The 12,677-nt window shown below is 74.0% G+C and carries 12 protein-coding genes; 1 reads left to right on the top strand and 11 read right to left on the bottom strand.

What is annotated here, in order from left to right; translation table 11 throughout:
• Nucleotides 1-170 precede the first annotated feature (170 nt).
• A complete protein-coding gene (locus tag ABTY56_RS26715; RefSeq protein WP_350631716.1) occupies nucleotides 171-794 on the top strand; it encodes a phosphatase PAP2 family protein in 624 nt (207 codons plus the stop codon).
• Between the two features lie 2 nt (nucleotides 795-796).
• On the opposite strand, the gene ABTY56_RS26710 is transcribed toward ABTY56_RS26715, so the two are convergent.
• The 11 genes from ABTY56_RS26710 to ABTY56_RS26660 all read right to left on the bottom strand — a co-directional run bounded on the left by ABTY56_RS26710 (nucleotide 797) and on the right by ABTY56_RS26660 (nucleotide 12,677).
• Complete coding sequence (locus tag ABTY56_RS26710) at nucleotides 797-2,101, bottom strand: glutamate-1-semialdehyde 2,1-aminomutase (protein ID WP_350631729.1); 1,305 nt, start codon at nucleotides 2,099-2,101, stop codon at nucleotides 797-799.
• Between the two features lie 80 nt (nucleotides 2,102-2,181).
• Nucleotides 2,182-2,745 (bottom strand): dTDP-4-dehydrorhamnose 3,5-epimerase, encoded by a 564-nt coding sequence (rfbC, locus tag ABTY56_RS26705; protein ID WP_350631715.1) that lies wholly within the window; start codon nucleotides 2,743-2,745, stop codon nucleotides 2,182-2,184.
• Entirely contained in the window at nucleotides 2,742-4,094 is a 1,353-nt protein-coding gene (locus ABTY56_RS26700) for a polysaccharide pyruvyl transferase family protein (protein WP_350631714.1), read from the bottom strand. Before ABTY56_RS26700 ends, rfbC begins: the two co-directional genes overlap by 4 nt.
• Entirely contained in the window at nucleotides 4,091-5,038 is a 948-nt protein-coding gene (locus ABTY56_RS26695; RefSeq protein WP_350631713.1) for a glycosyltransferase family 2 protein, read from the bottom strand. Before ABTY56_RS26695 ends, ABTY56_RS26700 begins: the two co-directional genes overlap by 4 nt.
• Nucleotides 5,035-6,399, bottom strand: a complete 1,365-nt coding sequence (locus ABTY56_RS26690; RefSeq protein ID WP_502893192.1) for a hypothetical protein — start codon at nucleotides 6,397-6,399, stop codon at nucleotides 5,035-5,037. Before ABTY56_RS26690 ends, ABTY56_RS26695 begins: the two co-directional genes overlap by 4 nt.
• Complete coding sequence (locus tag ABTY56_RS26685) at nucleotides 6,396-7,649, bottom strand: DUF4910 domain-containing protein (protein WP_350631727.1); 1,254 nt, start codon at nucleotides 7,647-7,649, stop codon at nucleotides 6,396-6,398. The genes ABTY56_RS26690 and ABTY56_RS26685 overlap by 4 nt, the downstream gene beginning before the upstream one ends.
• Before the next feature lie 17 nt (nucleotides 7,650-7,666).
• A complete protein-coding gene (locus tag ABTY56_RS26680) occupies nucleotides 7,667-8,692 on the bottom strand; it encodes an NAD-dependent epimerase/dehydratase family protein (protein ID WP_350631712.1) in 1,026 nt (341 codons plus the stop codon).
• Between the two features lie 4 nt (nucleotides 8,693-8,696).
• Nucleotides 8,697-9,344, bottom strand: coding sequence for a PIG-L deacetylase family protein (locus ABTY56_RS26675; RefSeq protein ID WP_350631711.1), 648 nt, complete (start codon nucleotides 9,342-9,344; stop codon nucleotides 8,697-8,699).
• A complete protein-coding gene (locus ABTY56_RS26670; RefSeq protein ID WP_350631710.1) occupies nucleotides 9,341-10,174 on the bottom strand; it encodes a sugar phosphate nucleotidyltransferase in 834 nt (277 codons plus the stop codon). The genes ABTY56_RS26675 and ABTY56_RS26670 overlap by 4 nt, the downstream gene beginning before the upstream one ends.
• Complete coding sequence (locus ABTY56_RS26665; RefSeq protein WP_350631709.1) at nucleotides 10,171-11,406, bottom strand: class I SAM-dependent methyltransferase; 1,236 nt, start codon at nucleotides 11,404-11,406, stop codon at nucleotides 10,171-10,173. The genes ABTY56_RS26670 and ABTY56_RS26665 overlap by 4 nt, the downstream gene beginning before the upstream one ends.
• The gene (locus tag ABTY56_RS26660; RefSeq protein WP_350631708.1) at nucleotides 11,403-12,677 is read right to left on the bottom strand and encodes a glycosyltransferase; all 1,275 of its coding nucleotides are present in this window, start codon (nucleotides 12,675-12,677) and stop codon (nucleotides 11,403-11,405) included. Before ABTY56_RS26660 ends, ABTY56_RS26665 begins: the two co-directional genes overlap by 4 nt.

The raw sequence follows: 12,677 nt of genomic DNA, 5'->3' as shown, positions 1-12,677 counted from the left end.
CGTAGCGGTCGGCCCTGCGCTCGCGGGGAGGGGCGTGGGGGTTCGGTCTTCCCGGCTTCCTTGTGGATCTCAGTTCGTGGGCGCTGTGAAACGGTATGCGGCTCACGATTTGTGACTGCCTGTCAGACTTGTGCTTGGTCGGGGTCTGTGGGGTGGGGCGGGGTGGGTGGGTGAGCGGGCGGGTGGTGGCTGCGTCGGTGCGGGGGTGGCTCGGGGTGGTGGCGGCCGTGGCTGGGGTGGTGCTGCTGGTGCTCGGGGTTCGGTATGCCGGGGAGGGTGAGCCCGGAGGGGTGGACGCTCGGGTGCAGGCGGTGGTGGAGGGGGTGGGGCAGCCGTGGCGGGGTGTCGCGCTGGTCCTGGACTTCTTGGGGGAGCCCGTGGGGGCGACGCTCCTGGTAGTAGCGGCGGTGGCCGGCTGTCTGCTGGGGCGGCGTCCTCGGGGGGCGGTGCTCGTCGTGGCCGGGGTCTGCTTGACGGTGGGGACGGCGACGGTGCTCAAGCACGTGGTGGGGCGCACCATCCACGGCGACGACAACCTGTCCTACCCGAGCGGGCACACGGCGTTCTTCACGGCGCTGGCCCTCGCGGTGGCGCTGGCCGCGACGCACCGCCGCCGCGGCCCCCTCGTGCTCGGGGCTGCGGCGGTGGCGGCGGTGGCGGCGGGCGCCGCCATGGGGTGGGCGCAGGTGGCTCTGGGCGCGCACTACCCGACCGATGTCCTCGGCGGCTGGTGCACGGCGCTGGTGGTGGTACCGGTGACCGCATGGGTGGTCGACCGGCGGGAGCGGCACTGACGTCAGGCGAAGCGCCGGAACACGGGTTTCACCGGCCGCCCGGCCAGCCAGGGGGTGGGGTCGCCGGCGTCCAGCGCCTTCCTGTACACGGCGCACGCCGCGGCCACCGCCTCCACCGTGCGCTCGATGTCGTCCTCCCCCAGTGCGCTGCTCACCACGAACGACGGGGCCAGTACGCCGCCCGCGAGGAGCCGGCGCAGGAACAGGGTGCGGTAGTGCTGTGACGGCTGTCCCTGCTCGTCGAGGGTGGCGAAGACCAGGTTGCTGGCCCGCCCCCGGACGAGGACGTGGTCGCTGACGCCCGCACCGGCCGCGGCGTCGCGGACGCCGGCGGCCAGTTGCTCGCCGAGGGCGTGCAGTCGCGCGGTGATGCCCTCGTCGACGTAGGTGGCGAGGACGGCCATGGCCGCGGCCAGCGAGTGCGTCTCGGCGCCGTGGGTGGTGGACAGCAGGAACACCCGGTCGCCGGTGTGCCGCAGCCCGCCGTGTTCCATCAGCTCGCGGCGCCCGGCCAGCGCGGAGACGGCGAAGCCGTTGCCGAGGGCCTTGCCGAAGGTGGAGAGGTCGGGGACGACGCCGTAGAGGCCTTGGGCGCCCGCCTCGGACCAGCGGAGGCCGGTGATCATCTCGTCGAAGATCAGGACGCAGCCGTGCCGGTCGGCCAGTTCGCGCAGGCCGGCCAGGTACCCGGGCGGCGGCTCGGTGTGGCCGGCGGGTTCGAGGATCAGGCAGGCGATCTCGTCGCGGTGGCGGGTGAGCAGTTCCTCGGTGGCGGTCAGGTCCCCGTACGGGAAGGCCACGGTGAGCTCGGTGGTCGCGGCCGGGATTCCGGCGGACATCGGGGTGGTGCCGATGAACCAGTCGTCGACGGAGAAGAACGGCTGGTCGGCGCAGATGGCCACCCGTGGCCGCCCGGTGACGGCGCGGGCGAGTCGCACCGCGGCGGTGGTGACGTCGGAGCCGTTCTTCGCGAACTTCACCATCTCGGCGGTCGGCACCGTGGCCAGGAACCGCTCTGCGGCCTCGACCTCCAGGATGGACGGCCGGACGAAGTTGCAGCCGCGGTCGAGTTCCCGCCGCACCGCCTCCAGGACGCGGGGGTGGGCGTGGCCGAGGCTGACCGACCGCAGGCCGGAGCCGTACTCGACGTAGCGGTTGCCGTCGACGTCCCACACGTGGGCACCGCGGCCGTGGCTGATGACCGGGGCCAGGTTCTCCGGGTACTGGTCGTCGCCCTTGGCGTAGGTGTGCGCGCCTCCGGGGATCATGGCGTGCAGCCGCTCGTTCGCCAGCCGCGACCTGGGCAGGACGAACTCCCCGGTGTCCCCGGTGTCCCCGAACTTCCCGGTCTCCCGGGCCCCTTCGGTGCCTACGGTGTTTTCGGTGCTCACGTCGGCCTCTCCTCCTCCTTGTGCTTCAGGGCCTCGGCGAGGCTCGGTGCCTCCCGGTCCCGCTTGGACATCGACACGACCGGCAGCGGCCAGGGGACGGCGAGCTCCGGGTCGTCGAAGGCGATCGTCACGTCCTCGGTCGGGTCGTGCGGACGGTCGATCCGGTACGAGACGTCGGCGGTTTCGGTCAGCGCCTGGAAGCCGTGCGCGCACCCCGCCGGGATGTACACGCTCACCTGGGTCTCGCCGGACAGCTCGAAGTGGGCCTGGTTGCGGTAGGTCGGCGAGTCGGGCCGCAGGTCCACGACGACGTCGAAGACCTTCCCGTACGAGCAGCGCACCAGCTTGGCCTCGCCGGCGCCGGAGCGCAGGTGCAGGCCGCGCAGCACGCCCTGCACCGAGCGGGACAGGCTGTGCTGGACGAAGGCGTCCGGGTCGAGGCCCACCGAGCGGATCACGTCGGCGTCGAAGGTGCGGCAGAAGAAGCCGCGTTCGTCGGCGTACGGCGTCGGCTCGAACAGGAACGCGCCGCTGATCGCCGGGACTCTGGTCACCTTCACTGTGTCTCCCGCAGGTCGTGGGCGTCGGTGTGCACGTCGGTCTGGGTGTGAACGTCGGCGCGAGCGCGGTCGGCCGCCGGGAAGAGGGCCGCGGTCAGGGCGGCGAACTGGTGCCGGCCGCGCCGGGCGGCGGTCACGTTCCGCTCGACGAGGGTCCGCCGCAGCTCCGCCGATCGCTGCTCCAGCGCCCGGAACTGTTCGATCAGCCGGTCGGCGTCGACCTCGCGCGCCGGGTGGCAGTACGCGCCGAGGCCCATCTCCGCCATGAGCGCCTCGCTCTTGGTCGCGTAGCAGAGGGCGAGCACCGGTGTGCCGGTCTTCAGCGCGCAGATCAGGTTGTGGTAGCGGACCGCCACCACGGTGTCGGCGGCGGCCATCTCCTTCATCAGGTCGGCGAGGGAGGCCGGTTCGGCGGCGGTGACCAGCGGCGAGTCCACCGCGTGGAGGATCGCGGCGACGACCGCCGTATCGCACTGGTCGCCGGTGAGCAGCCGGACCGGCCGGTCCTCCTCGACCAGCGTGCGGACGAACCGGATCGTCCCGTCGAGGTAGCGCCGGTGGATCTCGTCGGCCCGGGCCCGGTCGTCGTTGCCCCCGTGGAAGTCCATGACGCCGAGGCAGACCGGGCCCCGCGGACGGGAAGGCGTGCTCTCCGACGACGCCGCCGGCTCGCTCGCCGGCGGCGCCGGCAGGGAGAACGCGAGGTCCGGGTAGACCTCGTCGCGCGAGGTGTCCACGCCCATCGCCCGCATCGCGTCGCGCGACGGGCCGTCCCGGTACGACCGGTACGCGGCCAGCCGTGCCGACCAGCGCACCAGGGCCCGGGTCGGCCGGTTGCCGATCTCGGCGGCGCCGACGCTGACCAGCGCGACCCGGGTGCCCAGCAGCCGGCCGCTCGCGCAGAGCAGGAACAGCGCGTACGGGAAGCCCCACGGCCGCAGCGGCAGCGTGGCCTCCAGGACGCCCATGCCCGGCACGATCACCACGTCGTGGCGGCGCACCCAGGCGGCGGTGCGGACGGCGTCGACGAGTTTGCCCAGGCCCTTCGCCGCGATCGCGCCCGCCCGTGACGCGGTCCGGTACTCCGCGCGGTTCCAGTGCAGGCGCGTGGCGGGGATGCCGAACCGGGTCGTCACGGCCTCGGGCCCCCCGCACAGCGCGTCCACGACCGCGTCCGGGTGCTCGGCGCGGAGGTAGCCGAGCACGGCCTCCAGCGAGCCGTCGTTGCCGAGGTTTCCGGAGCCGAGCAGCCCGAACAGCCCGACGCGCACCGGAGTTCCGGACGCCCCGCCCCGCACCGGAGCCCCGCCCCCGCCCCGTACCGGATCGCCGCCCCGTGCGGACGTCATGCCCGCCTCCCCTCGCGGCCGGCGACGAGGGCGTCGACGGACACGGTGAGCAGGGCCGGGTCGACCGGGGAGCGGTCCTCGACCCGCTCGCCGGCGCCGGGCCGGAGCCGGCTGGTCATCCACGCGGCCAGGTGGCGGTAGCAGGCGCGCCGCTCGTCCGGGGTGAGCGGCGCCCGCCGGATCGCCGAGGCGAAGCCCCAGACGTACTCGGCGAGCAGCCGGGGCGTCGGGTGCAGCGGGCCCGCGCGGCGCGGGTCGAGGTTGACGCACCGGGAGCGCTTGGAGGGGTTCGCCCGCTCGGCGCGGGTGGGGTGGTCGCGGCGGAAGTACAGCAGCTCGGGCACCTGGTGGAAGGGCCCGTGCAGGGTGATCTCGGCGACGTAGGTGCGGTCCGCGTGGTGGTAGCTGTCCATCGGCTTCACCCGGCGCAGCACGTCGGTCCGCATGACCCCGTAGAAGTCGTCGCCGCCGGGCTCGAACAGCAGGCTGCGGAAGCGCTCGGGCGCGTACGGGGAGTCGGTGGCGAGCCCGTACTCGTACGGGACCTTGACCCGGCCGTCGCCGTCGATGACCGCCTGGCCGGTGTGCGCGAGGATGATGTCCGGCCGCTCGTCCAGGGCCTCCACGCAGCGCAGCAGGAGGTCCCGGCCGTACAGGTCGTCGTGCGAGGCCCACTTGAACAGCTCGCCGCGGGCCTCGGCGAGCACGCGGTTGTGGTTGGGCGTGGCGCCGATGTTGCGGGGCAGCCGGAGGTAGCGGATGCGCGGGTCCTTCGCGGCGTACGTGCGGCAGATCTCCTGGGTGCCGTCGGTCGACGCGTTGTCGGAGATGACGAGTTCGTAGTCCTCGTAGGTCTGGCCGAGCAGGGCGTCGAGCGACTCGGCGAGGTACTCCTCGCCGTTGTACACGGGCAGGCCGATGGTCAGCCTGGGTCGGGCGGTCATGAGGTCCTCCCTTCGGGGATGGGTGTGCGGTGGTGCTCGCGCAGGGCGGACCGCAGCTGCAGCCACCACGCGGCCGAGCCGCTGAGGGTCGCGGCGGCGACGCCCCAGGCCGAGCCGACCGTGCCGGCGGCGGCCGCCCCGCCGAGCCCGCCGCCGACGTAGCAGGCGGAGGCGAAGAGTTGGCAGCGCAGGCTGCGCCGGGCCGCGCCGAGCGCGCGCAGCCCGGCCGCCGCGCCGGTGCCGAGGCCGGCGCCGGCGACGCCGAGGGTGATCGGCACGATGAGCTGCGAGGAGGAGTGCCAGACGTCGCCGAGCGCCAGCTCGCCGAGCCGGCCGGGCATCAGCAGCAGCGCCGTGCCCCAGAGCAGCGCGCCGACGGCCTGGCCCCCGCCCAGCAGGAGGCAGAACCCGCCGAGCCGGTGCGAGGCCTGCCGCAGCACGCGTGCCGCTTCCGGGACGGTGACCAGCGAGAGCCCCATGAGGACGGCCAGGAACGGGCCGAGCAGGAGTTCGGCGCCGCGCACCGCGCCCACCGCGCCGACCCCGACGATCACGCCGAGCCCGTACGCCCGCAGCTGGCTGGCGCCGCTGAGGCTGACGTTCTCGACCAGGTACCGGTAGCCGAGGTCGCGCTGTTCGCGGAGCCACCCGCGGGCCTGGGCGATCCGGGGCCGGATGCCGGACTGGAGGTAGCCGTAGCCCGCCGCCACGGTGGCGGACGCGCCCCAGGCGAGCACGAAGGCGGCCACGGTGCCGGCCCGGGCCGCCACCACCATGGCCGGGACGAGCGCGACACCCCACACGACGTCGTTGACGAAGGCCTTCCGCCCGGCGCCGGCGGCGAAGAACGAGAACCGCCAGGCGTCCTGGAGCAGCAGCCCCGGCATCATGACGCCGAGGGCGGCGAACGCGGCCCCCACCCGGCCCCCGAGCCCGAGCCCGGCGACCAGGCACACCGCGCCGATGGCGGTGCCGACGCCGAGGGCGGTGCCCGTCGACCGGGCCACCGCCCCGCGCCAGGACGCCTCGGGCACCCCGCTGAAGCGCACCACGAGCGGGTCGGTGGCCAGCCCGCGGGAGACGTTGAGCACCACGCCGTACGTCACCCAGGCGAGGCTGAACACGCCGAAGGCGGTCACCCCGAGCGAGCGGGCCACGTAGACGCCGACCGCGAAGTTGCTCACGCTGGAGGCCGCCTGGTCGGCCAGTCCCCAGGACAGCCGGCCGACGAGGGCCCGCCGGGCGGTCCGCCGGACGTCGCCGGTCGGGGCCGCCGACGCCGGCGCCCCCTCCCCCTCAACCCCCTCGACGGTCGCTCCCGCCGTCCCTGCCGTCCCCGTCGCTCCCCCCGCCCCGGTCATGGCTTGATCAGCCCGGCCCCGTGCAGGGCGTCGGCCGCGACGGCGACGCTGTCGAACGGCAGCCCGGACCGCTCGGCGACGTCCAGCAGACTGTGCTCACCGTCGGAGAGGCTGAGCACCCAGAGCATGGCCATCTGGGCCTGTTTGGCGTCGCTGCGGCCGCCGAGCGAGTCGTACAGCCCCCGCCGGCCCAGTTGCGGCTCGCCGTACGGGCTGAGGTTGAGGTACCGCCGGTTGCGGTCGAGCACGTCGAACGCCTCGCGGCAGACGGCGAGCGTGTCCGCCATCGCCTCCGGCGAGACCAAGTCCGGGTTGTCCGCCGAGGTGTGGTACTCGGGGTACCCGGCGTACGGGGTCCGGCTGAGCGAGCCCACGCCGAGGTCGAACCCGGGCGAGCAGAACTGCCGCTCGTCGTAGCCGTACGGGGTGAACTCGGTGATGCGGTGCGGGCGTTCGGAGGCGAGCAGCACGTGCTGCAGCACCCGGTCGATCTCCGCGTCGCCGCGCCTGCTCTGCTTGTACGTCAGCCGGCCCGGGTCGCCGGCGCAGGCCAGCACCAGCCCGTGCTTGACCCGGTCCACCCGCTCCGCGTTGCGGGCCAGCCAGGTGATCGCCCCGATGGTGCCGGGCGCGAACAGGAACCGGTAGGTGTACCAGGGCGTCCGCTCCGCCAGCGCCCGGGCCAGGAACGTCGCCACCGCGATGCCCGCCAGGTTGTCGTTGGCCAGCGACGGGTGGCAGACGTGGCAGGAGACGATCACCTCGTCGGGGACCTGCCCGGGGACGACGTGCTCGGCGTAGGTGAGGTGGCCGTCCGCGAGCGTGGAGTCGATGCGCACCTCGTACTCGCCGTCCGGCAGCGCGTCCAGGGTCTCCTGGGCCAGGCAGAACCCCCACTCCGGCGTGTAGTAGCTGGTGCGGTACGGCACCCAGGTCGGGTGCTCCGGCAGGGTGTGCAGGTGTCCGCGCAGTTCGGCCAGCGGCATGGTCGCCGACACCGGCACGCTGTAGCCGAGCACGTGCAGGCTGGACGCGGCGAAGTCGACGACCCGGTTGCCGGCCGGGTCGGCGACGTACGCGTCCCGGATGTTCCACTCCTGCGGCACGGTCCAGTCGAGCACCTGCGTCCCGGTCGGCACCTCGTGCACCTGCAGCGGGACGTACTCGCCGACGATGTCCAGGGTGGCGCGCACGCCGTCGCCGGTGATGCTCCGGCAGAGCGGGTACAGCCGCTCCACCAGCGCGTGCATCTCCTCGCCGACCGTGCTCACCGGCGCCACCGCAGGGTGTCGTCGACGGTGCCGGCCTCGGAGGCCCGGCGCAGCACGGCCAGCCGGGTGAAGCGCTGCTCGAAGTCCTCCCTGGTGAGGCCGAACTCGCGGTAGGCCTGGGCGAGTTCGAGCGCGCCCCGCTGGACGGTCCACTCGCACGCGAAGTCCGGGACGGCGGCCCGGAAGCGGGAGAAGTCCACCCGGTAGGAGCGCGGGTCGGCGCCCGCCTCGCCGGTGATCCGCACCTTGGAGCCCTCCACCGCCTCGGCGACCAGCTCGGCGATCTCGGCGACGGTGACGTTGTTGGTCTCGCTGCCGATGTTGAACGCCTCGTCGTGCACCGCCTCCCGCGGCGCGACCAGCGCGGCCGCGAAGGCCCGGGCGATGTCGGCGGCGTGCACCAACGGGCGCCAGGGGGTGCCGTCGGAGAGCACCAGCACCTCGCCGGTCAGCAGTGCGTGGCCCACCAGGTTGTTCAGCACGATGTCGGCGCGCAGCCGGGGCGAGTAGCCGAAGGCGGTGGCGTTGCGCATGAACACCGGGCTGAAGTCGCCGTCGGCCAGGTCGTGCAGGTCGTCCTCCACCCGGACCTTGGACTCCGCGTACGGCGTCACCGGGCGCAGCGGGGCGTTCTCGGCGACCAGCTCGTCGCCGCCCGCGGCGCCGTAGACCGAGCAGGTGGACGCGTACAGGAAGCGCCGCACCCCGGCGTCGCGGGCCAGTTCGGCCAGCCGGACGGAGGCGTGGTGGTTGATGTCGTAGGTGAGGTCGGGGGCCAGCGAGCCCAGCGGGTCGTTGGACAGCGCGGCCAGGTGGATCACGGCGTCCACTCCGGCCACGTGCTCGGCCGTGACGTCGCGCAGGTCCACCCGGTGCCCGGCCGGGTCGGCGGGCGCCGGGCCCAGCACGCAGTCGGCGAACAGGCCGGCGTCGAGCCCGACGACCTCGTGCCCGGCGGCCGCGAGGACCGGGGCCATCACGGTGCCCAGGTACCCCTGGTGTCCGGTCAGCAGTACGCGCATTGGGTCATCCCCCCAGGTTGAGAGTCAGTTTGGTGACGGCGAACGCCTCGGCGTAGCGGGCGTGGCACTCGATGCCGCGGATCCGTGCCAGTCCGAGGAAGGCCTCCCGGTCGTACCAGGGGCGGTGGCGCTGCGAGGGGTAGTGCTCCTGCAGCAGCCGGACCTTCTCCTCGGCGGTCTCCGGGGTCAGCGGCTGGTACGCCACCGGGCGGCCGAGGTCGCCGTCCCACTTGACGATCTCGTAGCCGAGCACGAGGTGGTCGCGGAAGGCGGTGGTCATCAGCCGCGCCAGGCCCCGGTGGTCCTGGTGGGCGTCCTCGGTGCGCGGGGCGAGGACCACGTCCGGCTCGCTGCGCCCGCGCAGTTCCTCGACGGCGGCCTTGGCCTCGTCCCAGTGCGCGGGCAGCCGACCGTCCGGCAGCTTGAGCACGGTCAGCCGCAGGTCGGCGCCGGGGCAGAAGGCGGCGAGCGCGGCCTGCTCCTCCTGCTCCCGCTCGCTGCCGCCGCCGGACAGCACCAGGGCGTCGACCCGCAGGCCGGGCCGGGCCCGGCACATCGTCAGCAGGGTGCCGCCGGCGCCGATGGCGATGTCGTCGCAGTGCGCCCCCACGGCGACGGCCGCGTCCGGGCGCCCGGTCCCGAGCCGGATCACGCGGTCCCCACCCCCGCGCCGTCGCGGCCGCCGGTCGCACCCGCCGTCCGTGCGGCGTCCCGCTCCCACACGGCCCACGGGCGGTCGCCCCGCGCGTAGGCGGCGTCGAGTGCGGCCCGCTCCTTCACGGTGTCGGTCGGCTTCCAGAAGCCGCGGTGCTGGTGCGCCACCAGCCGTCCGCGCTTCGCCAGTTGGGTGCACCCGTCGGCGACGAGGTCGCCGTTCTCCGGGATGTGGTCGAAGACCTCCTGGCGGAGCACGAAGTAGCCGCCGTTCTCCCACAGCGGCAGTTCGCTGACCGCGGTGATGCCGCCGACCAGGCCGTCGTCGCCCAGCTCCACGCAGTGGAACGAGGACTGCGGCGGCACCACCATCATCGACGCGCCGGCGTCGCGCCGGGCGAACGCGTCGATCATCTCCGGCAGCGGGGCGTCGGTGAGCACGTCGGCGTAGTTGGCGAGGAACATCTCCTCGCCGTCCAGGTGGTGCCGCACCCGGCGCAGCCGTTCCCCGATCGGCGACTCGATGCCGGTCTGCGCGAACGTGATCGTCCAGGAGGCGATGTCGGTGGACAGCAGCTCGGTCTTCCCGCCCCGCAGCACGAAGTCGTTGGACGTCGTCTCCTCGTAGTTGAGGAAGAACTCCTTGATGTGGTGGGCGCCGTACCCGAGGCAGAGGATGAACTCCGTGTGCCCGTAGTACGCGTAGTAGCGCATGACGTGCCAGATCAGCGGCCGCGGCCCGACCATCGCCATCGGCTTGGGCACGTCGTCGGAGGCTCCGCTGCGCATGCGCAGCCCGTAACCGCCGCAGAACAGGACGACCTTCACCGCTTCACCTCGACGATCGTGAGTTCCGGGACGGGGAAGACCAGTCGGCCGCCCCACTCGTGCACGAAGGAGAGCTGCTCGGTCAGCTCGGCCCGCAGGTTCCACGGGAGGACGAGGACGTAGTCGGGCTTGTCGGTGGCGATCCGCTCGGGCGCCAGGATCGGGATGCGGGTGCCCGGGGTGAACCTGCCGTGCTTGTACGGGTTGCGGTCGACCGTGTACGGGAGCAGGTCGGGCCGGATGCCGCAGTGGTTGAGCAGGGTGTTGCCCTTGCCCGGGGCGCCGTAGCCGACGACCGTCTCGCCGCGTTCGGCCGCCTCGATGAGGAACTTCAGGAGGTCCCGGCGCACCTTGGCCACCCGGGCGGAGAACTCGGTGTACCCGGTCAGGTCCTGCAGCCCGGCGGCCTTCTCCCGGTCCAGCACCTCGGCCACCCGCCCGGTCGGCTCGCCGGCGGCCTCGGCCGGGCGGGCCCACAGCCGGATGGAGCCGCCGTGCGTGGGCAGCAACTCGACGTCCACGAGCGTGAGTCCGCCGCTGGCCAGCGCCCGGGTCGCGGACGCGACCGTGTAGTACTGGAAGTGCTCGTGGTAGATCGTGTCGTACTGGTTCTCCTCGATCAGGGTCAGCAGGTGCTGCACCTCGATGGAGACCCAGCCGTCGTCGGCGACCAGGGCGCGCAGCCCCCGGGTGAACCCGACCACGTCGGGGATGTGCGCGTACACGTTGTTGGCGACGACCAGGTCCGCCGGGCCGTGTTCGGCCCGGACGGCCGAGCCGGCGGCCTGGTCCAGGAACGCCGTGAGCGTGGGCACGCCCGCGTCCCGCGCCGCGGCGCCGACGTTCACCGACGGCTCGATGCCGAGGCAGCGGATCCCCCGGTCCACCACGTGCCTGAGCAGGTACCCGTCGTTGCTCGCGACCTCGACCACGAAGGCGTCGGGGCCCAGGCCCAGCCGCTGGACGGCACCGTCGACGAACGTGCGGGCGTGCTCCACCCAGGAGGTCGAGTAGGAGGAGAAGTACGCGTACTGGGTGAACGTCTCCTCCGGGGTGATCAGCGGCGGGATCTGCGCCAGCCAGCAGTCGGTGCAGACCCGCAGGTGCAGCGGGTACGCCGGCTCCGGCCGGTCCAGTTCGTCCGCGGCGAGGAAGCTCTCGCACGGCGGGGTCGCCCCCAGGTCGACGACGCTCCCCAACGCCGTCGAGCCGCAGAGTCGGCATCGTGTCATGTCCTGCCCCCATCCCTGCTCGCGCGGGTGCCCCGGCGCGAGCCAGCGTTTCCGTTCCCTGCCGGCGGCGCGCCGTCCGCGCCGCCGGACCGCGCCGCGATCGCGGTGCGGTACCCCTCCACCAGGCGCTCCAGCCCGACGGCCGGGCTGAAGCCCTGCTCGTACCGGCGCCGGGCCGCCCGGCCCATCTCCTGGTTGCGGTCCGGCTCGGCCGTGATCCGGCGGATGCAGGACGCGAGCGAGGCCGCGTCACCGGGCCGGTGCAGCAGCCCGGTCACCCCGTCCTCGACGAGTTCGGCGAAGGCGCCGTGACCGGCGGCGACGGCCGGGACTCCGGCCGCCATCGCCTCCACGGCCACCAGGCCGAACGCCTCCAGCCACGTCGAGGGCGCCACCACGGCGACCGACCGCGCGACGGCCTGCCGGCACTGGTCCCGGTCGTACAGGCCGACGTACCGCACGTCGTCCCGGCCCGCCGCCCAGGCGGTCACCTCCCGCCCCAGCGGGCCCGCCCCGGCGACCACGAGCGGCACGCCCACCCCGCCGGCCGCGGCGATCCCGTCCCACGCGGCCATCAGCAGCCGCACGCCCTTGGCCTCCGCGAGCCGGCCGAGGTAGAGCAGGTGCTCGCCGGCGCCGGTCCGGCACATGCCGGGCTCGGGCACGAAGTTGTGCTTCACCGCCAGCCGCCCGGCCGGCAGGCCGGCCCGCACCAGGACGTCGCGCTGCGCCGCGGAGATGCAGAAGAACCGCTCCACACCGGACCACCACCGCCGCCGGTTGACCGCCAGGCTGACCGCGAGCGGCACCGTCGCCAGGCGGGAGTTGCGGTAGCAGCCGTGCCGGACGGCGGGCAGCGGTGACCTCCCGACGCACTCGGTGCACGGCCGGCCGTCCCGCTGCAGCGTGCCCGGCGGGCAGACCTGGGTGTAGTTGTGCAGCGTGGCCACGGCGGGCACGCCGGCGTCGGCGCAGGCGGCCAGCACGGCGGGCGACAGCAGCGGGAAGACGTTGTGGACGTGCACCACGTCCGGCCGCTCGGTGCGCAGCCGGGCCGCGAGCTCGGCGCGGACCGCCGGGTTCCACGGCACCAGCAGCGGCACGGCGACCTTGCCCGGCAGGGACCGGGCGGCGATGTCGTCGCTGCGCCGCTCGAACAGCTCGACCCGGTGGCCGGCCTCGCGCAGCAGGGCCACCTCCTGGTCGACGACCTTGTTCTCCCCGCTCGGCTGCGCCGAGGCGTAGCGGTTGTGCACCACGAGGACGTGCAT

This window comes from Kitasatospora sp. NPDC097691 (assembly GCF_040302665.1).
GTDB lineage: Bacteria > Actinomycetota > Actinomycetes > Streptomycetales > Streptomycetaceae > Kitasatospora.
The sequence above is the reverse complement of the archived record's forward strand: the minus strand, read 5'-3'. Positions and strand labels throughout refer to the sequence as shown.